This is a genomic window from Bacillus sp. DE0042, assembly GCF_007680225.1.
Lineage (GTDB): Bacteria > Bacillota > Bacilli > Bacillales > Bacillaceae_G > Bacillus_A > Bacillus_A wiedmannii.
In genome coordinates, this window is the sequence record NZ_VEJP01000001.1 from 446,369 (window position 1) to 467,696 (window position 21,328).

12 protein-coding genes and 2 pseudogenes are annotated in these 21,328 nt (G+C 32.8%); 2 read left to right on the forward strand and 12 right to left on the reverse strand.

The features are described 5' to 3' along the window. The first annotated feature begins 32 nt into the window (after positions 1 to 32). Positions 33 to 854, forward strand: a complete 822-nt coding sequence (locus FS802_RS02050; protein WP_098654752.1) for a class I SAM-dependent methyltransferase — start codon at positions 33 to 35, stop codon at positions 852 to 854. A 428-nt stretch (positions 855 to 1,282) separates the two neighbouring features. On the opposite strand, the gene FS802_RS02055 is transcribed toward FS802_RS02050, so the two are convergent. From FS802_RS02055 to FS802_RS02085, 7 genes and pseudogenes are all read right to left on the reverse strand, one after another. Further along, positions 1,283 to 1,780 (reverse strand): DM13 domain-containing protein, encoded by a 498-nt coding sequence (locus FS802_RS02055; protein WP_000824735.1) that lies wholly within the window; start codon positions 1,778 to 1,780, stop codon positions 1,283 to 1,285. A 98-nt stretch (positions 1,781 to 1,878) separates the two neighbouring features. Continuing rightward, complete coding sequence (locus tag FS802_RS02060; RefSeq protein WP_002096621.1) at positions 1,879 to 2,937, reverse strand: sensor histidine kinase; 1,059 nt, start codon at positions 2,935 to 2,937, stop codon at positions 1,879 to 1,881. Then, positions 2,934 to 3,647, reverse strand: a complete 714-nt coding sequence (locus FS802_RS02065) for a response regulator transcription factor (protein WP_000746046.1) — start codon at positions 3,645 to 3,647, stop codon at positions 2,934 to 2,936. The genes FS802_RS02060 and FS802_RS02065 overlap by 4 nt, the downstream gene beginning before the upstream one ends. Positions 3,648 to 4,019: 372 nt before the next feature. Beyond that, positions 4,020 to 6,236 carry a binary toxin-like calcium binding domain-containing protein gene (locus tag FS802_RS02070; RefSeq protein ID WP_098654751.1) on the reverse strand — a complete coding sequence of 739 codons (2,217 nt, stop codon included), beginning with the start codon at positions 6,234 to 6,236 and terminating at the stop codon, positions 4,020 to 4,022. A gap of 266 nt (positions 6,237 to 6,502) precedes the next feature. Then, on the reverse strand, positions 6,503 to 8,908 hold the full coding sequence (locus FS802_RS02075) for a PAS domain S-box protein (protein ID WP_098707942.1): 2,406 nt from the start codon (positions 8,906 to 8,908) through the stop codon (positions 6,503 to 6,505). A 269-nt stretch (positions 8,909 to 9,177) separates the two neighbouring features. After that, positions 9,178 to 9,430 (reverse strand): annotated as a pseudogene (locus tag FS802_RS02080) (hypothetical protein); the annotation flags it as partial. A 369-nt stretch (positions 9,431 to 9,799) separates the two neighbouring features. Then, a complete protein-coding gene (locus tag FS802_RS02085) occupies positions 9,800 to 11,614 on the reverse strand; it encodes an acyltransferase family protein (RefSeq protein ID WP_000165415.1) in 1,815 nt (604 codons plus the stop codon). A 506-nt stretch (positions 11,615 to 12,120) separates the two neighbouring features. Between FS802_RS02085 and FS802_RS31995 the strand changes: the two are divergent. Further along, positions 12,121 to 12,223, forward strand: a pseudogene (locus FS802_RS31995) (IS6 family transposase); the annotation flags it as partial. A gap of 233 nt (positions 12,224 to 12,456) precedes the next feature. Here FS802_RS31995 and hblB read toward each other — a convergent pair. The 5 genes from hblB to FS802_RS02110 form a co-directional block, all read right to left on the reverse strand. Next, positions 12,457 to 13,854, reverse strand: coding sequence for a hemolysin BL regulatory component HblB (gene hblB / locus FS802_RS02090; protein WP_000730544.1), 1,398 nt, complete (start codon positions 13,852 to 13,854; stop codon positions 12,457 to 12,459). Positions 13,855 to 14,179: 325 nt separating this feature from the next. After that, a complete protein-coding gene (gene hblA / locus FS802_RS02095; RefSeq protein WP_098654749.1) occupies positions 14,180 to 15,307 on the reverse strand; it encodes a hemolysin BL binding component B in 1,128 nt (375 codons plus the stop codon). A gap of 36 nt (positions 15,308 to 15,343) precedes the next feature. After that, positions 15,344 to 16,564 carry a hemolytic enterotoxin HBL lytic component L1 gene (hblD, locus tag FS802_RS02100; RefSeq protein WP_000714431.1) on the reverse strand — a complete coding sequence of 407 codons (1,221 nt, stop codon included), beginning with the start codon at positions 16,562 to 16,564 and terminating at the stop codon, positions 15,344 to 15,346. Between the two features lie 61 nt (positions 16,565 to 16,625). Next, complete coding sequence (gene hblC / locus FS802_RS02105) at positions 16,626 to 17,945, reverse strand: hemolysin BL lytic component L2 (protein ID WP_000791001.1); 1,320 nt, start codon at positions 17,943 to 17,945, stop codon at positions 16,626 to 16,628. Positions 17,946 to 19,459: 1,514 nt separating this feature from the next. After that, positions 19,460 to 20,689, reverse strand: coding sequence for a helix-turn-helix domain-containing protein (locus tag FS802_RS02110; RefSeq protein ID WP_098654748.1), 1,230 nt, complete (start codon positions 20,687 to 20,689; stop codon positions 19,460 to 19,462). Positions 20,690 to 21,328: the final 639 nt, after the last annotated feature.

Below are 21,328 nucleotides of genomic sequence, written 5' to 3' on the forward strand. Positions count from 1 at the left end.
ATATTGTTTTATTATGCAACGGAGGATGTTTCATGGTTAAAGAGTTAGATTTACAATCAGTACAAGGTACGATGCTTATTCCCCTATGGGGACGAGCATATGGCAGTGAGAAAAATAAGGATATTTTAGATGATACAGAGGCTATTCGAATAATTAAAGAATGCGATTTCGACTTCTCAACAATAGCAAATACATTTGGCGAATACGGATGTATCACATACATTACCCGTGCACGAAAAATTGATGATACGATAAAACAATTTATAGCAAAACACCCGAACGCCACTATAGTAAATATCGGTTCAGGACTAGATACTACTTTTTCAAGAATTGATAACGGTACAATACATTGGTATAACCTTGATTTACCCGATGCAATCTCTTTTCGCAAGACTTTAATTGAAGATACACCGAGGAATATTAGCATCGCTAAGTCATTTTTTGATACTTCTTGGTTTGACGATATAAGATATGATCCAAACGACGGTATTCTTTTTATATCAGCAGGTGTATTTTATTACTTTAAAGAAGAAGATTTAAAAGAGATCATAGTTGCTATGTCAAAACGTTTTCCTGGAGGAGAGCTATATTTTGATGCTGAATCAAAATTCGCACTGAACCTTTCGAATGCAACTGTAAAAAAATCTGGCAATAACGGCGCGATGATGTATTTTTATGTAAACAATCCAAAATCAATAGAAAAATGGTCTTCTACCATAAAAGTATTAAGCTGCTCCCCTTTCTTTAAAGGTATACCTACAAATAAAGATTGGGATGGTAGTACACGTATTATGATGCGAATTGTAAACGTAATAAAGATGTTGAAGTTTGTTCATTTGCGGTTTGAAAAATAATAAATAAAGAAGGCCGCAATACATTTATATTTAGGTCATAAATGTTAAACTTAATAAAAGGGCAGGAACATATTTGATATGTTCCTGCCCTTTTATTATGGGTACCGATCCATAGTCATCTAGCTATGAAAAGCAACTACCCCAAAATGAGAAATTTGGCATCTTAACACCCCTCAAGTGGCTTCTGTATATAACACATTTAAAATTTAATTTTTCTTGATAAATGAAAGATTTCCTGGCATACCCTTAAAATTATTTATGCACGAATAAAATCTCTCCGTAAACGTCCAATTACACTAAAATATACAAAAATTGAGAAATATGAAAAAGACACTCTTATGAGTGCCCTTCTTAGCAACTAAGTCCACTACAGCTATTATCATAACCCATATGAATTTCGCCTGTAAGAGGAAATTTTAAGTTCATATTTAATTATTAAAATAAACCGCACCAAAGTTTTCATTAAATCTTTTACACCAAACAGAAACCGAACCATATTCACTTACATCTATCCCTTCAGGAATTTCGTAGTTTTGGTCTCCTTTATTTCCCTTTAATTTTCCTAATTCAATATACTGATAGTTTTTTACGTCTTCATTATTTTTCAAACGATTTGTAGGAACTAATACAACTCGTACATCTGGCCCATTTGATGTTGCAAAATTAGAAAGTCGTAAAACACGTTTTCCATCCGCTAATTGGTGAATTTTTGCCGTTCCAGTTGTTTCATGGACACCGTTTTGAAACTGACCTTCCCTTATTACTCGATCACTTTGTTGCCTTACTTCAGTTGATTGTATCTCTGTTTGTGGCAATGATTCATTTACGTGCTTATCAATAAATAATTTCTCTGGTCGGAACAATGACCATAAAATCCCCAATACAATTATTAAACCACCTATAAGCCATACATATTTTCTTTTCATAAAGTAAAAAACCTCCTGTAACATACTGTGTAGTAGTATGTTAACAAGAAGGTCTTTCATTTTTCTAACGTAAATGTTACAAAAGTCTTTCAGCCATCTTATTTTTTTACTGATGTGATGGGAAGAGTGAACCAAAATTCACTTCCCTGCTTACCATCTGCGCGATTCCTTACACCAATTTCCCCTTTGTGCATTTCAATCAATGATTTTGCAATAGCTAATCCAAGTCCGGAACCTCCAGATTGTGAACTTCTTGATCGATCTGTTCTAAAAAAACGTTCAAATACACGTAATTGATCATTTGGAGGAATTCCCATTCCTTCATCCCGCATAGTGAATTGGACCTGTTGAGTTGGTTTATTTTCCACTACAGTCAATTCAATTGTTCCAGAGATAGAAGAATATCGAATTGCATTATGTAATAAATTACCTATGACCCTTTCAATTTTACAAGGCATAATCAAAAGTCGAGGTAATGTATCAGGGACATCCAATTGCACATGGATTTGTTTGTCTCCTAATAAGACAGAATGTGACTCTAATACATCTAATAGAACTTTATCTAAATGTGTGAAACTTGGGTGAAAATCTACTTGCTCAAACTCTAACTTTGAAAGATCAAATAAGTCGTTAATTAATCCATTTAATCTTTCTATTTCTTTTAAAACCGTTGCTAAGTATTGCTTTTTCATTTCAGGATCTTCAATCAGGTTATCTTGTAATGCTTCTATCATCATTTGCATGCTAGCCATAGGTGTTCGTAAGTCGTGTGAGATATTGGTAATTAGCTCCTTACGAGAGTTTTCCTGTTCCTCTAACTTAGTAAACCCTTCTTCTAATTTTTTTGCCATCTGTTGAAAGGCTGTTGCCAATTCTTTAAACTCATGTGGTTCTTGCCCAATTATATACATCGTTTCAAAGTGTCTATCACTAAATTGTTTCGTCAATTTTATTAAATTTTGTATAGATCTCATGATAGGACGTGTCATTAACCAATAAATAAACGTTGAAATAATGAATGCCACAAATGCAATTACTGTTAATAACCGCGTTTGTTCCGGTTCAAGTAACATTTTCGTCTCACTATACCATATAGCAATTACCATAATACTGGTACTTAATAGATTCATGAGTAACAATTGAATACGTAATCTCATGTTTCATTTCCTCCATTTGGCTCAAAGCGATATCCTATACCCCAAACCGTATGAATCCAACGATTCTTTATCGTATGCTTTTCGAGCTTTTCACGTAAACGACTCACTAACACGGTAACTGTGTTTGATGCTCCTTCATGTCCAAAATCCCAAATTAATTCAAGAAGCTGCGAGCGAGAAAATACTTGTTTTGGATGCTTTGCCATGAGATAAAGTACCTCAAACTCTTTCACCGTTAACTCCACTTCCTTATCACAAACAAGTACATATCTTGTCTTTGGATATATTTTTAAATCTGGAAACTCTATCACTTCCAATAGAGATTCTTTCGCTTGTATTGGTACATGGCTTCCTCTTCTTAGTATAATTTGAACCCTTAATACTAATTCACGAGGGGAAAATGGCTTTGTTAAATAATCATCTGCCCCCATTGTTAAGCCTAAAATTCGATCCCTTTCCTCTCCCTTAGCAGTTAACATAATAATAGGGACATTTGACTGTTGACGAATTTCCTCGCATAATTCCCATCCATCTTTTTTTGGCATCATCAAATCTAATATAATTAAATCTGGTTGATGTGTAAGAAATAAATCCCCACCTTCTTTACCATTTACAGCGGTATAAACTTCATATTCTTCTCTTTCTAAATACCGTTTGCATACTTCTCGAATATTTTCTTCATCTTCTACGATTAAAATTCTTTTCTTCATATACTATCCTCACTTCTTTTTCACCAATAACGCAAAATTTATTTTTTCTATTATCCAATAAAAATATCTTTATAGGTAAAGATATAGAAACTAATCACATAAATAAATCAGAATTCCTCATTTTAGCCTCGAAACGAATGAAGATTCAGAAAATAATTCATGTAATACAGATAGTAATCTTAACATTTGATTACTTATATGACTAGATAGGTATTTTAAATAGTAGTTACTAAATTATATAAATTAAAAGGAATGAGTCCGATTCAACATCGAACTCATTCCTTATTAGTAACCTAAATTATTGTATCTAACTTTTCGGATTCAATTCATTTCCGGTTCTCTTTCCAAACTTAGCAACAGAACTGTTACCTATTACTGAACTCTTGATAGATTCCATGCTATAGTATCAGTCCCATTCTCTCCATTACCATATTTCATATAATCGATTAAATATCCTACCTTTAACTTGTTACCATTAGATAGTATGTTCCATTGCTTATGGTAACCAGTGAAATTCTTTGGATATGCATGATTAAATTTAAAAGTACTTGCATTCTGTTTTTGATCTAAATGGATATAACTATCTTGAAGTTTTAAATATGCATAATCTGAATAAATAGGATTTCGAAATTTAATTAATACCTCTTCATCCTTTTTAATTGGTTTTCCAGGTTTAGGTTGACCTACTCTTTCAATAATTACATTCACTTTTTCATCACTAGATTTTTCAGCCCAAAGATACTCCCATTTATTCCCGGCATGATGACTTCCCCAATAAGCTGTATTTCCATATGAAGCTACGGTATAAGGAACCCCTTCTGTAACAAATTCACCTGAATTATCTACTACATAATCTTCAAATTCTTTATTAGCTTTAATTTCAATATCAATCTTTTGTGTAGGCGTTAGATTGTGTGCGTCATTGATTTCAAATATAACTTTTCTGTGCGCAGCAATTTCAGATTTAATAGGGTGTATATTTTCTCTAGACTCATATGTAAATCCATTCTCACGTTTAACTAGTGTTACTGTTTGTGACGGAGCATTCCATTTCTTACTATAAGTAGTAGGAATCTCTTGACTCACACCAAATAAACCAGGTAAAATTGTTGCCCTAATCTTTTGCGTCACAGAATCATAACTACCTTCTACTAATGTTGGTTGCTGTAGTTTTGCAAAAGCACCGTGTACAGAGTCTTTATGTAAATAACCGCGATCTCCCTGTCCCGCTTTTAAATTGTTCAATGCATCAGTTCCATTATTAGCTGAAACCACTGATACGTTATTAGTACTTTTAGCCTTGTTTACAATATGATTTACTTTTTTCGTATCTATATTTACATGTTGAAAAACTTCATTATAGGATAAAACTGGCTTATCAGCAAGGGATTTGTCTTTAGGAGTGTATAGCCTAAACTTTGGTATATTTCCTATATCTGTTTCTAATTGTTCAGTAGCTGCATTTACTCTAGACTCATATCTCCCTGAATCCCCCAAATGCATAATTTCTTCACCTTTTTCAATAGATAAATCCATTGTACTTGTAGGTAAAACTTCAATCGAAAGAAGTTCCCCTTGTTCAACAGCTTTCAATTCATCCAAAGATAAGACAATATTCGCATCTGCTTGTCCTTCTAAACTGTCAATTACTACTTCTGTTTTATTCCGTCCACCTTTTTCTGTACTTAAATAGTTTGCTTTATAACGATCTTGTGTTGCCTTTACAGTATTAATAATTTTGTTTCCTAAACGAATATTAAAATGAGGCGAAACATTTTCAGCGGATGCTGTTCCTACATTCTTATATTCCAAATGTACCCGTAATTTTGCTGCGTTCGCTGTATCCACAGTTGTTGCAGTAGACCAATCAAAATTATTTGTATAACTCTCCGTTTCCGTAGTTGTTTTTGAATATCCGTATCCCACATTTGCTGAAACACTTCCGGAAGGAACAGGACCAGCTGCTGAGCCTTCTACACCACCTGAACCACTTAAACCTACATTAAATGAATGTTGTGTAGATACACTTTTTTCCCATCCTCTGCTAACTGATCCGCCATTATTATCCGTAATGGTTGCAATAGGAATTACTTCAATTCGTTTGACACCAATTTGCAAATTCGGCATGTTGGCAACTATCGGATTGAAATTAGTATCAGAATCGTTGTTATAATTCTCAACCTCATACATATCAGTAAAAGGATCACCATCCGTATTTGCATTCATAGGATTCGATATAAATTTTGGTTTCCCTTTATCCTTCTCGGGATCCCATGCTTTCACTTCATTTTTTCCAGTTTGTGAATTGAATTCAATTTTATATCCATTCATCTCTAAGTCGTTAGAAATACCATCTTTATCCCAATCGTTGTTTGCCATTTCAATGTTTTGTGTAATGAGTGAACCTATTTCCCCATCAGATCCGAGCGTGAAATTCTTATCTTCTTTTTTTACATTTGCATTCTCTTTGAATATTTCAACTGTACCTCCTGGATTCGGTTGTTTTACATCTGCTAAAGCAGGAGATGCTAAAGTCAGTGCCATCGATACACTACCTAATACACTAATTGCTGGCTTCAATTGTTTCATTGTAATTTTCCCTCCTTGGTTTCTAGGTCAATTAGAACACCTACTAGTAAGATTAATTTCATCATATATAACAAATCTTTCTTTTCTCTCTCATAACTGTTAAAAAAGTCTCTCGTAAATGTTACAAAACACTTACAGAGTTTTTAAAATCTATATATGAAACATTAAAAAGCCGTAATATGAAGAATCGATTACAATATATACAAAAAAGCAGCTAGCCAAAGCTAACTGCTTACTAATTTATAAAATTTCAGTAAAAGAATGTATTAATTTTGAAGTGTGCAAATTGGAAGTGTGACTTCAACTATAGTTCCCTTATTCACTTCACTCTCAATAAATACCTTCCCCTGGTGTGTTTCAATAATTTTATAACAGACCATTAATCCTAAGCCGATTCCCTCTTCCTTAATACTGTAAAAAGGTTCTCCTAAATATGGTATACGTTCTTTTGGAATCCCACATCCTTGATCAATAAAGCGAATCCTTATTTGATTATTATCAAGTTTATCAAATTGAATCAAAATTTCTCCTCCTGTTGGCATGGATTCAATTGCATTTTTTATAATATTAACAAATACTTGTTTTAATTGATTTCCTTCACATGGAATCAGTGGAATACCAGGTGTAAAATCAATTCTAATTTTTATATTATTCATCATTGCTTGAGGTTGCAGTAGCATTAAAACTTGATCCATTAGCACACTAATATCATTAGGTTGTATCTTTAACACCTGTGGTTTGGCTACCGCCATAAATTCATTAGTAATACTTTCTATACGCTCAATCTCTGATGATACTATATTTATATACCCCTGATTATTCTCAGTTTCCGTTGATTTTAGTAATTGCATAAACCCTTTCATTGCGGTTAATGGATTATTAATTTCATGAGCCATTGCAGTCGCTAATTGTCCTACGACTGCAAGTTTTTCAGATTTCCGTAGTAATTCTTCTGTTTTTAGCCGTTCAGTGATATCACGAGAAATACTCAGGAAAACTTTTTTACCATTTAAGTTAAAAACACGGACACTAAACTCAGTTGTTATTATTTTTCCTGTTGGAAAAGCATATTCGTCTTGCAAGGTGAAGGAAGTTTGTCCCTCTCTAATTTTTTCTAACAACCTTACAATCATTTTAGAATCTTGCGGTACTACATTTGGAAATGATAACGAGAGCAACTCTTCTCTACTATATCCAAATCTTTTACAACCAACAGGGTTTACCTCAATGAATCGACTTGGAACATAATTTTCATTCAGCTCTACTACATATACTGCATCAGTTGCTTGTTCGATTAGTGCACGGTACTTCATTTCACTATCTTTTAATTGTTTGTGTAATCGATGTCGTTCTCTTTCTGCTTGTTTTCTTTCAGAGATGTCTCTACATATTGCAGATAAAGCTATCACATTTCCTCTTACGTCTAGTATAGGAGAAACTGTCAGACTGACATCAAGAAAACTTCCATCGTTACGTCGTCTAACAGTTTCTAATCTAGTAACTACGGATTCTCTTGTTAGAATTTTCCGAATGTTTTCAAGTGATTCTTCCATTAAGAAATCTGGTACACAGGGTAATCTCTTACCTATGATTTCTTGAAATGACCATCCAAATATCTTTTCATAAGCTTTATTTGCTTGTAAAATATGCCCTTCTCGATCAGATATGGTAATAGCATCTACATTATGCTTTATAAATGATTCTAGTAATTCTTTGGTAGCTCTTAATTCTGATTCTACCCTTTTCCTTTCGGTTATATCGACTGTAGAACCAACAACTTCAATAACTTGTCCATTTCGTTTAATCGGCCTAAGTGCAATAAGAATAATCGTTTTATCATCTGGCCAGGGTAATTCAAATATAATTTCTTTCCCTTCCCATGCCTGAAGATAATACTTCATCAATTGTGAAACTAAATGTGGTGGAACAATAGAAGCATCAATAGTCCGTAAGCTTTTTCCTACCACCTGTTCAGAATAAAATCCTTTTTGATAATAAAACTGTCCATCACATAAAGTGTGTATAAAGTGCTTACCCACTTTTTTAAATTTAAAAATCCCTCCTTGAAGCTCATGTACGGTATCTGTGAGTTCTTGCTTTGATTTTTTTAATTCCCGATTCATTTTAGATAAGTCCTGTGTTAAATAATATAATCTCTGGTAGGCTTCCATAAGAAATAGCCCAATTAAAAGTCCTAACGCTATATATAATAAACCTCCAGAGTAAAGTAACGTAGTATTAAAGAATACACCAACTAACCACTTTATTCCGACAAAAACAGAAAAATATAAAGATGCACTTTTAAAAGGATGAAGGTTTTTAAAATATGTTTTAAAAGTAGAAAATAGAACACTCATACTTAAATATGCAATCACAGGTGGCTCCCAATACCCACCAATGAAAAAGATACGCATTATAATTATGCTAATTAGTGTAATCCAGCCAGCAATGCGACCAAAGTAAATAAAAGATAGAATAAGAGGAACAACTCGAAGATCGTAGGAAAATCCCATGTATGGAAAAGAAAAGAGCATCAAAGTAACTGCAATAATCCCTCCATAGAATTTTTCGAAATATCGCCTGGAATGAATCAAAAACACTTGAATAAATATCGCTGCGCTAACTAATAAAGAAAAAATAGAAAGATTGATGAAATATTCTTTAATAATCATGTAATGTCCCTCCTTGCATTAAAGATATATTCGACAAGAAAACAGAAAATCCTACAATTATTACAAACAGTTCAGGTGCAGAAAATATAATTCCCTACATGACAGTACATGTAAATAGTATCATATTAATTCAAATCGAAAACCAGGGAATCTTCCATCAGAACCTTCAAATCCCCCAAAAATAAGGTGTTTTTTTAAATGTTATGTACAAAAAAACGTAGGAATATTTAATTCCTACGTTTTTTATAAATTAATCAATTCCTTCACTATTACAATTCTTCTAATTCCTCAATTTCGGCTTTTCGCTTTAAAAATATTGCAATATCTCTATTCTCCCTTTCTATTAAACCAAGAGCATGTCTATCATTTAAAATCAATTCTTTATAACCCCATATATAATTCTATTGTTGTCGCTTTACTATGTTTATGATCCGCAAAATACCATTCTAAAGGTTCTAAAGGGTTAGATACTTCAAACAATTCAGCTGGCTACCATGAAGGCAAGTTTTCATTTTCACCCAGTCGCCTTCTTTGGGCCAACGAGGATCTGTCATTGGTATTCTCGCTAGAACTATACTTTATGGATTTGAATTAACTTTTTTATTACTTGTTGCTCTTTTAATGTATTTGCAGTGCTTCCACCTGCAGAGCCTCTTCCTAATATTTCAACTTCATATTTTGTATCCTTTGTAGCCTCTTCTAGTGCCTTTTCTTTCTTTTCAAGTTCGCCTATATTTCATGTCAAATTACAGGAGTGAGTCAGGCCACTCTAAATCGTAGATTAGAAGAACATGAATAATATTCTTTTTTGAATTGTAATTAAACCTCAGAGTGGCACCTCATACTCAGAACCATTTCCTTACCCAACAGAAGTTAATAAAACATAGTTAATTATTGCTTCACCGCTTTGGCTACAAGTGCTGCGTATGCTTCTGCACCTACTTTGGTTAAATGCACAACGTCAGGTGCAAAGTAGTCTTTCTTTCCAGCACTTGCTGCATACCAATCAACTAGAGTTACATTCGGATATTCAGATGCCGTTACTTTCAGTCTCTCATTCACGATTGATTCCCACGGACGTGGTACTCTCGTATTAATAAATATGATTTTACGTTCGTTTCCAATTACTTTTATTAATGAAACAAGTTGCTCAGTAGTAAAGGCTCCATTTGTACCTAATCCAATAATGACATAGTTTCCTAAATTCCCTTCATATTTTAACTGTTCAACTACCGGAATCGCTTTTGACAGCTGGCGACCAATTTGCGCATCAATCCTAATATCAGGAAAAGTATTTTTTAAATACGGAGTAATATCAATCATAACGGAATCGCCTATCGCAGTAACTGTGAGTGAATTTTTAGGTTGCCCAGAATTTACTTCTCTTGATTCCCCTTGTTTTTGAGGCGTCTCTTGATTTGGATCTTCCCAAACTGCAACTGGATGTGGCGCCGGTTGTGTTTGTGCTGCTTCCACCTTATCTTGTTGAGAGTTCTCCTTAGCCTTACTAGCTTTTGATACCCCTACAACTGCTATCGACGAAACGAATAATGTACAAATTAAAGCTAACTTAACACCTAAAGTGACATTTTGAATTCTTAAATTCTTAAACTGAATGTTCCGGAGCGCACCTTGTCGGATTGGTTTTTCAATAAACTTCCATGAAATTTGCGCAATCAATATAATCAAAAGAAATTGAAGGATTGCTCTTATTAATGAAAAATCCCCAGCATTTACCTTTGGAGTCGTCAATGTAAGAATTGGATAATGCCAGAGGTATATGCCATACGATCTTATCCCTATCCAACGTAAAGGTCTAAATCGTAAAAATTGAGCAATACGACTAGCTGGATGAGCTAGATTTGCCACTAACAATGCTGTTGCAATTGATAAGAGAACCATTCCTCCCTTGTATAGAAATGGATCATATTGATTGGTCTTCCAAAACATAACCAAAATAATAATAAGGGCAATGCCCCCCACTACATCAAGAATGAAACGCGCCTTTGGGATAATTTTATTTGCAAGCCTATTGCTTGGCCAAACTAAGGCAAGTACCGCTCCGATAAGTAAGGAAAAGGCCCTCGTATCTGTACCATAATATATTCTGCTCGGATCAGCTCCAGGTTCATACAAAATTGCCATCGCTAAAGCTGAAGCAACGGCTCCCAGACAAATTAATAAAATCATACGGGATTGTTTTTTTATGTAGTAAAGCCCTAAACTAATGATAAACGGCCAAACAACGTAGAATTGTTCCTCAACTGCTAACGACCAAAAATGATTCAATGGAGAAAGCTGGTTAAAATTATCAAAGTACGATAATTTATGATAAATATACCACCAATTACTAACATAAAATAATGCCGCTAATGAATCTCCGCGCATTTTTTCAAGTAAAGAGCTATGAAAAACCGTAATCCATGCCAACGTTATAACGAGCATAACAAGCATTCCTGGAAGCAATCTCCTTGCCCTACTAAGCCAGAATTTTTTTAAATCAATTCTCTTATTTCTCTTCCACTCTATGGCTAGAATATCTGTAATTAAATAACCTGAAAGTACAAAAAATACAGTAACTCCTAAAAATCCTCCAGGCATCCAATTAAAATTAATATGATACAAAATAACACCTAGTATAGCTAGACCCCTTAGACTGTCCAATCCAACCATATAACGACTATTTTTTTTAAAAGGTTTAGTCATCCTACATTCACCTCTTTTTCTTGGAAATTAGGTTAATAATAACGGCACAAAATGCTATTAATCCCCTGAAATCGTATAAGCTAAACTATTACAAACATCTTTTTGTAAGGCTCTTTTTTTATCTTTACATGCACAGTAATTAATACTTTAACACGTTATCTGGCTCTGTTGTGAAAATTTTTAAGCTAGATGTTCTTGTTGCTCTTCCGAAAAAGAGGAATATGATATATAACGTATATTTGAACATTTCCCTGCAAAATAACGTTATAAAGAAGGGCTACTGGTTATGAGCAGCCCCTCTTTTACCTTACTTCACATATACATATGTTTCATTTGAAATCACATTTTATGTCTTGCCCTTACTGTCGTGTATTTTATATTTCAGCGAACCTTGCATCAGAACAATATGTGTTCTGGTGCAAGGTTTTTTTAACTAGAATAAATTCTGGGAAAGCAAATAAGGAACATGACAGATGTGATATTTTAAAGAAAATAGTTTAAGAAAAATAATAGTAGCCATTTGCTACTATTATTTTTTCTTTAAGTTATCGTAATATGCCTGAAATTCTAAAGGGACGTGGTATGTCAATTCATCTAACAACCATTATGTGCTGAGTTCGTGAATGCGGAAATTTCATTCGTGATTTTTGAAAAATAAAATAAAAAAGAAAAACTATCTTTGAAAATGGATGAAACCTACATTAATGTCAACTAATCTATGTACGAATTCCTTTGCTTTAGCTAGGTGTTCTAGGAAATAAGGAGCCATATGCCGGTCAATTTTTCAATTAACTTGGTGTCTAGTTTAGTGTACCATCTCCAATTAATGCGTTTTTTCGGGTTCAGTTCATTATATTTTCTACTTTGTCTTTATATACAACATATTCTTTTCCATCCACTACTGCTACCACCGCAAATTCATCATTTGGATTGAATGAAAGCCAGTCAGCCCACATGCTTGTATTAGCACCTCCACTCCACATATGATGAACAGTGTTTTTAGTTAAATTCATAACTTTATAAGACGCATTTGGTGCATTTGTTCCAGTCTTTATTTCAAAAGTGTATGCGTTATGGATTTTTTTATAAAAGTAAAAAACGTTTGATGGACGAAGTAGATTCATAAAATCTTGTTCTTTCTTCTCTGCAATTTTTATGCATTCCAGTAATGTGACAACATCTGTTCTTAATGTTTTCCAACTGTCTTTAGCTGAATTCAAGTTAGGCTTTAAAAATTTATATCTATTTTGATCAGCTTTTTCATCAGCTTTATCAATATGCCCCAGTATGCCCGAATATTGAGAGTCTAAATCATCCCATTGTGTGGACATATAAGTAAGAGCAGTAATAGCACTATCAATCGTACTATGCATATCACTAATATTATGAAATGCAACTCCGACTACACGATTTAATGTAATTTTATAATCTACAGTTTTACGTAATTCTGCTAAAGCAGGCTCTAATCGACCTAAATTATCTCTAGCAGTACCTATCATTATGCCACCAGAAATAAGCGTGGGGATAAAAGGGACTTTCACCATTATTAACCCATCAGATTCTAATTTCTTATAATAGTTTACTTGTCCTAAAACTTCATCTAAACGCTTTTGATCAGTCTCTACATCAGCTCCTTGGTTTTTTAAAATCGATTGCAAGGTCTCTTTATGGCTTCCAAATACTCTAACATCTTCTCCAATAGCGTTTTTAAATTTAGTTAATTCTTCTATTAATGCTTTTGCAGACTCTTGGTTTCGTTGAATCCCCAACCTTAAATCTGTAATCCCCTTTTTTAAAGTATCCCCATTTCCATTATTGATCGCCTCTACTAATGTTTCATAATAATTTTCAAACTTTGTATCGTATTCAATAATGCCGGTCAATGTATCTAAAAGCTGTTTTTTTACTTTTGTATTCCATGTAACAGCATGTGCTCTTGCATTCTTTTGATCCTGTACAATTTTACTAGGTAAATCTGCATATCCATTAATAGAAATTCCTTCAAAACTCACATCCGGATTATTAATTAGCAAATAAGAATATTCATTCATAGCTTTTGCAAATAACCCAGCATCTTGTACAGTTTTTTTCATCTTTTCTTCATTTGCTGAAAGAGACATATCTCCAGTGTTCGTTTGTTCAGTTTCAATTGCAAAGGTTGCTACTGGTGTGACTGCATAGGTAGTTGTCATAATTAAAAATGCTGATACAGCCAGTATTTTATAAGATTTTTTTTTCATCTTTTCTTATTCCTCCTGTATAGAGTATGATTTCAAGTCCTATTCTTATTAAAAGACGATGTTGTTGCATAGATTCGATATTATTAAGCAAATCTATATAACCTGTCCCCTATTGATTAATTCTGTTACAGATTTTTAAAAACAAGTAAACTACATGACTATCTTTTTATTTGGATAAAACTTATATATAAGTGAAAGGCGAAGTCTTTAATGAGACTCCGCCTTTTTAATATATAAGGATTTATTAATTATCGCTTTACTGTTTAACAGTGTAATCATAGACTCTCTATGTTATGGATCACTTTGCAATAGAATAAATATTTCCCTATTTTTGTGGAGTAACAGTTTCCACTTTTAATTCCTTTATCCCCTCTTTTAATGTAACCGCATCTGTTCTTAATGTTTTCCAACTGTCTTTCGCTGCATTTAAATTAGGTTTTAAGAATTTAAATTTATTTTGATCCGCTTTTTGAGCTGCATTCTCAATATGCCCTAGAACGCCCGAATATTGAGAATCTAAATCATGCCACTGCGTTGACATATAAGTAAGAGCGTTAATAGCATCATCAAGCGCCTTGTGCATTTCATTAATATTACTATAAGCAACTCCAACTACACGATTTAATGTTACTTTATAATCCACGGTCTGACGTAATTCTGCTAATAAAGGCTCTAACTTACCTAAGTTGTCTCTTGCTACTCCCACTATAATACCGCCAATTATTGGTAGACCCAAAATAGCACCCTTCATTACATTAAACCCATCAGATTCTAATTGTTTATAATAGTTTACTGATCCTAATACTTCTTCTAGACGCTTTTGATCTGCATCAACATCTGCACCTTGGTTTTTTAGAATCGACTGCAAAAGATCTTTATTGCCTCCAAATGCTCTAACATCTTGTCCAATAGAGTTTCTTAATTTAGTTAATTCTTCTATTAATTGTTGTGCGTACTTTTGGTTTTGTTGAATTTCACCTCGTAAATCTGTAATTCCTTCTTTTAAAGTTTCTCCATCCCCTGTATTAATCGCCTCAACCAATGTTTCATAATAATTGTCGAACGTGGTATCATATTCAACAATACCAGTCAATGTATCTAAAAGCTGTTTTTTTACTTTTGTGTCCCAAGTAACAGCATGTGCTCTTGCATTCTTTTGATCTTGTACGATTCTACCAGGTAAATCTACATATCCATTAATAGTAATTCCTTCAAAATTTACATCAGGATTCTTAATTAGCATATAAGAATAGGCATTCATAGATTTTGCAAATAATCCAGCCTTTTGCAAGGTCTCTTTCATTCTCGCTTCATTTGCAGAAAGAGCCATATCTCCATTGTTCGTTTGTTCAATTTCACTTGCAAAAGTTGCTACTGGTGAGACTACTGAAGTTGCTGTCATAGTTAAAAGAGCCGATGCAACGATTAGTTTGTACGGGATATTTTTCATCATTTTCTATTCCTCCAATATAAGTTTTCATTTTCAGTTCTATTCTTGTTTAAAAGCGATGTCTTTTGAAATGAATTCTGCATCTTTATGAATATCATTCCAACTTTCTTTAGCAGCTTTTAAATCATCCGGTATTAAAGAGAATTTGTGGTCTTGCATAGAATCGATATTATCCAGTAAATCTGTATAATTTGCGCCCATTGTATTCCACTGCTTTTGAATATTTGTTAGAGACAATATCGCTTGATCTACAGTCTGGTATAGATATGCCAATGTTTCTTTCGCGTTAGTAAGCGAAAGAACTGCTTGATTAGCCCGATCTGCTTTCATACTTAATTCCCCGATTTTGTTAGAAATTTCGTTATAAGAGTCCATATGCTTAGATGCCGTGACACCAGCCGCAGTTCCTAGACCGATACCAGCTGCTCCAAGAGCTGAAAGTCCACCAACAACAGCCGGTGTTGCTGTACCGCCAGTTACAACAATTACAACTGCTCCTCCAATAGCTGCAATAACTAAAATAGCTGCTCCCAATCCACCACCAATTGACCATGCTAATACATCATCAAAATGTTTTTTCTGAGTAGAACGAAGTTGCTCAATTTCAGCTTGAAGTTGTGGAATCGTTGCTTGTTGACCTGCTAATATTGCAGTTAATCCACCTTTCCCATCTGGACCACCAACATTATTTTTAAAATCTGTAGAATTTTGATATAGTTTCCCTTTGAAGTCTTGTAGCATCTTAATTACATCTGTTACCTCTTTTGAATTTGTATTAATTGTTGTAATTAAATCATTTATGCCCTCTTTTAGACCTGCCTTATCTTTCTTTTGTACAGTATCTACTAATGTGTCGTAATAATTTTGAAATTGTTCATCGTAATTTACAATATTACGAGCTGTTTTTTGAATCTGTGGCTTCGCTGTATCTAACCAATAATTCGCATTGATTCGTGACAGTTCTTGATTAAGGTGAATATTTTTGAGCAACTCTCCTCCTTCTGATCCTAAATCGATATTAGATAAATTTACATTCGGTTGCTTAATCATTGTTTTTGCGTACAAATCCATTACAAGAATATGAGACCCTGTTTCAGCCAATGCTTTCTTCAGTCCCTCAGGACCTAAAGCATAATTGCCTACTTTTTGTTCTTGAGCGGTCGTTTCTTGTGCAAATGCATGAATAGTGTTACCAGTAGTAGCAGTTATAACCGTTGCCAGCGTGGCTAAAGTTAGCACTTTGAATGGGAATTTTTTCATCACTTTTCTCCTTCTTTCGCTAGATTCTTATAATCTTTATAGTTTTTTCAAAAACGTAATATCAAAATTTATATACCTGTTCTTCAAGGTAACTTATTACATTTTTTAATTGTCTTAATGTATCTTTTTGAGACTGCTCGTTAGTTACATCAACATTAGTAGATAATTTTGTAATGTTATTTTTTATTAAATCTAAATCTTCTTTATAGCATTTTAGTAGGTCAAGTTCTACATCTACTTGATTTGCAAACGTATGCAAATCATTTTGTGAAAGAAGAAGCATTGATTTTTGCAAATCTGCTATTGATAGTTTCGTTGTTAAATCATATATTTTTTGGTTTTGTTTCTCTAAGTCATCTAAATATGATCGCTGCTCTGCTGTTAGTTTATTTACTTCTGCGAAGACACCAAATGTTTTCTTAATCTTTTCGGTATCAATGGCTTTCATCAGGTCATATTCTTGCGTTTTTGCGGCTGCAGCTGCAGCTATTTCACCTTGTTTGCTTTTCTCAACTGCTTCACGAGCTGCTTTTTTGGCCGATTCAATTTCTAGAGCAGTTTTACCTTGTTCTGTCGCTTCTTGCGCTGCTTTTTTCTCAGCTTCTAGAATAGAGTTGTTAATTTCTTTTCCTTTGTTATACGCTGCCATCCCTGCTTGAGCAGCCGGTTCAATAATTTCTTTTGAAAGACTATAAATTTCTTTGAATATAGCAAATCCCTGCTCATTTAAAGCTCCTGGTATTAATGCAATTTGTTGTAAATCATTTTGAATTGCTTTTTTGGTATTTAATATTTCATTTTTTAACTGATCTATTTTTCCCGTTCCATCTGTACCTAATATGCCTTGCGCCGTTGCCACATCAGTATCGAAATCTTTTAATTTTTTATCAAGCTGTAATTTAAGATCAGTTAACCCATTAATTTGTCGTTGCGCATTTTCTTGATTCGTCATAGCCATTTCTTGAAGTACTTCAAGTCTATCCAAAAAACCTTCTCTATCTTCTTTATTGTCTACATATGATTTTAATGTCGGATAATAGCTATTAAATTTTGTTACAAATCCTTTGCTTTTTGAATTTAATAGAATTAACTGTGGATAGAGTTCCGATGACCATTCCTTCATATCTTGTTTGATTAGGAATTGATTTGTATTTAAAGCTGGGACTTCCTCTAGCTGTACATTAGGACTCATTAAAGATTGATCAATATACGTTTGGATTAATTTAGATTGCGCACCTAATTTTCGTAATGATGAAGAAATATCCATGTTTTCCTGTTGAGTTTCTGCTTGAACGATTGGTGTTGCGAGAGTATTGATAGGAATAGTCGCTCCAGTTACAATGGATGTTATTAAAAATCCTGTCATTATTTTATTCTTCATTCCGTACACTCCTTTACCATTTTTTTTTATAACTTGATTCATATAACTTGTACGACCTAGCGCTAGGCTCTCTCTTTGTACACGGATGAGGAAAGAGAAGTCTTTCAGATAGGGTGTTATCCTTATTTTTTACTTCTAATAGGATGTAAGAATTTTACTCATCTCTCATTTAGATACTCTATTTTTCAAAAATAAACAATAAAAATTCATTAGCTATATTTGAATTAGACACCCAATGGGTAGTAAAATATTAATTCTCCCATAGAGTTGCGGTTTAACTTACAGAGCCGCGAAGATAGATAAACCAATGCTTACAGTTAATCCTGTTTTGACCTTGTTTAATATCAATTACATAATATGTCTCTTAGTTTTGTCAGCAAGAGCCTTACAAGACTACAAAAGATGAACTTATACTGTACATTGCTTATACTTTTATTGCGGAATAAATTCACTTTTGTTATGCAAAAACTTAGAACACTTTTATTACAAACTTGATCCTTCTGAGATTCTAGGTCTCTCGTTAATTAACTGATTATTAGGAAAATTATATCCGACATAATGTTACTTACAACTTCGCTATACTCCTATTAGCGTAATCTTCTCCTTTCTCTCTGGTCATACCAGTTATGTTGTTCATTAAAACATTAAATTTTTAATGCGTAAATAGCAAAATTTTGTCGATTGTACTCAATAATTTAACTGTTAAGTAAAAACACCAGCCAAAAACATTATACAAATATAATTAATTAAAAATTTCACCTCTGCAATTGTAATGATTATAAATTAATATGTATAAGGTTAAAAAATAACTATTTTAGCTTAACCAAGAAATTATATTTTAGAAAAAATACTTATAGAATAATTTAATAGGTTTTTTTATACTTTTTTACCTTTATTTAGTTATGTATAATTGCATAAAACATAGATATATCATGTGATATATGTTACATTATTAATTTTCACGAAATATACCCTAATATTAACATTAATAAATATTTAAAATGGAGATATTAATCTATAATCTTATCCATCGTTATAACCATAGGTTTTAAAATATAAAATAGCTGCAAAGCTTTCTTAAAAATCCTTTGCAGCCTCCTGTTTTTTTGTTTTCTTTAGAAAAATAGTGGTTAGTGTATTCTTTCAAGTTAACAATATGGTATAAACATTTCCATTTTGCTTGGATATATGTTTCATGGACTCTTCAAAAGCTATTTGTTTGAGCTGACGTCAAACTCGTTTGTCTAATTCAGAACTATACTGATAAATCCAGCGCATAATTATTATTTAAAAAATAGATAAGCTTCGTTTCTCCATTATTTTTGCCAACTCCTGAAAATTGAAACTGTTCCGCTAACAAGATAATATCAGGTTGATCATACGTCTATTTGAATACAAGTTCCTTATCTAAACAAATCACACACTTTTTCTAGAGTAATAAGCTCAGTATTTTCAAGTTTTAGAGATTACTTACACCTATGTTTAAGTTTTTACATTGAAACCAGATAACAAACCTATATTATTGTATATTTTTCACGGTACTGTCTAGGGGTCATGCTAGTAATTTTTTTGAAAACCCTCGTAAAATAACTTTGGTCATTAAAGTTAAGCCAAGCACAGATATCTGATAACGAATAAGTAGTTAGAGTTAATAATTTTTTTGCTTCTTCCACTCGTTCCCTTTGAATATATTCGCTTAAAGTAATTCCCATTTCTTTTTTAAATAGTTTAGACAGATAAGTAGGGGTAATTTCCAAATGATTAGCAAGTTCATTGAGAGTTATTCCATCGTAAACATTTTTATTAATATGTTTCATACATGTAGTAACCGCGTATGAATACTTTTGTGCATTGTATTCTTTCACACGATCTGCAAAGGTACGTAAAGCGTCTCCTGACAATCGCTTTGCAGATTCTACGTTATCTAATTGTTCCAAGGTTTGTATATATAAAATACTATGAGCAAAAGCAATATCTGGTGGCAGGTTTCCTTCTATCGCATATCGAGTAGCTAAGGTAATCGCAATAATTCCAAGGTTTTTTTGGTTCCTGAGCGGATCCTCTATTAACATAAGTTCAACATCCTCTTGTGAAACTGCATACATATACTGTATTAACTTTTTTTTATTTCCTTCTTTGATAGTCAAAAAGAAATCATTTACTAATGCCATGTTGTGAGTTTTAGGTTTGTTTTGTCGGCGTTTTAAAATATATAAATCAGGTTTCACAATTTTATTAGGAACTTCCTCTAGTACTTTATTTTTTTCTAAAACAATACCTACATCTAACTTTTCATTGAAAATCATGTAATGTAATAAAATTCCCATATCAATTAATGTAGTTTTTTTAATTTCAGATAAACACTGATAATAGGTTAGTCTTTCTTGAATTTTATCATTTGATTTAAATTCTTTTTGAAGTTTTATGGTCATATCATCTGAACCTTTTGGATGTATAGTGGGACCGATAATAATAGTCCCTTTAATGTGATCATGATTTTCTATATGTATTAGAACAAAATTTTCAAGATAGCTGTTACATCTGAAAAGTGGTAAGTTAAAGGGATCGTTTTCTTGATAAATATCACTAAGATGTTCTTCTTTTGAAGAATAAAAAGGACTATAAACATCATCAGATATAGAATGATATAAAATTTTTTTGTCTGTAGATAAAATATGTACAGGGGCATTAAATACTTTATGTGCAAGATCACACAAGTGTTGTATATCGATGGAAGTATTCATTACATTCTCCTTTTAAGTAAATTATTTGATGAATTTCCGCATTGTTCCTTTTATAGTTTCATAAAATATATTCTGCTAGGTATAATTCACGACAAATAATACTATAAAATATCAAATTAGTACAATTCACGACAAAATATTACTATATCTTTTTTATGAAAATCATATATTATTTAATTGTAATTAGCACCTAAATATCAGAGTAGAGTAGATAAGAAAATGAAATGAACGAAGGTCATTTCTTAATTCTACAAGATCTAATCATTACACTTGAGAAAACAGTGGAGAACATACAAAATACAGTGGTACTCAATGCGAGGACCAAGCTGGAAAAAAGATTCAAAATACAGCGAAAGTAACAGGAGATACTGTACCACCGCAAGAAACAACAATCAAAATTTCAATTCAATTACTTGTACAAATTGAATTCCAAAAATAGATAATGCTAATTTAAATGTAAAACTGAAAACCTACTGTGTTTCAAATTTTAGACAAAGATAACAAAAAGTCGGGAAATTAACAACAGAGGACAATGATAAGACTATTTATGAACCACTATGCTTCGGAAAGTACACGTTGGAAGAAATTCAAGCACCAAATAGGTCTACGTTATTTAAAGATCTAATTGAGAGAAGAATC

Bases quoted from the DNA above. Each gene is read 5' to 3' on its own strand.
- FS802_RS02050 (WP_098654752.1), top strand. From the start codon at position 33: ATGGTTAAAGAGTTAGATTTACAATCAGTACAAGGTACGATGCTTATT.
- FS802_RS02055 (WP_000824735.1), bottom strand. From the start codon at position 1,780: ATGAAAAGAAAATATGTATGGCTTATAGGTGGTTTAATAATTGTATTG.
- FS802_RS02060 (WP_002096621.1), bottom strand. From the start codon at position 2,937: ATGAGATTACGTATTCAATTGTTACTCATGAATCTATTAAGTACCAGT.
- FS802_RS02065 (WP_000746046.1), bottom strand. From the start codon at position 3,647: ATGAAGAAAAGAATTTTAATCGTAGAAGATGAAGAAAATATTCGAGAA.
- FS802_RS02070 (WP_098654751.1), bottom strand. From the start codon at position 6,236: ATGAAACAATTGAAGCCAGCAATTAGTGTATTAGGTAGTGTATCGATG.
- FS802_RS02075 (WP_098707942.1), bottom strand. From the start codon at position 8,908: ATGATTATTAAAGAATATTTCATCAATCTTTCTATTTTTTCTTTATTA.
- FS802_RS02085 (WP_000165415.1), bottom strand. From the start codon at position 11,614: ATGACTAAACCTTTTAAAAAAAATAGTCGTTATATGGTTGGATTGGAC.
- hblB (WP_000730544.1), bottom strand. From the start codon at position 13,854: ATGAAAAAAAAATCTTATAAAATACTGGCTGTATCAGCATTTTTAATT.
- hblA (WP_098654749.1), bottom strand. From the start codon at position 15,307: ATGATGAAAAATATCCCGTACAAACTAATCGTTGCATCGGCTCTTTTA.
- hblD (WP_000714431.1), bottom strand. From the start codon at position 16,564: ATGAAAAAATTCCCATTCAAAGTGCTAACTTTAGCCACGCTGGCAACG.
- hblC (WP_000791001.1), bottom strand. From the start codon at position 17,945: ATGAAGAATAAAATAATGACAGGATTTTTAATAACATCCATTGTAACT.
- FS802_RS02110 (WP_098654748.1), bottom strand. From the start codon at position 20,689: ATGAATACTTCCATCGATATACAACACTTGTGTGATCTTGCACATAAA.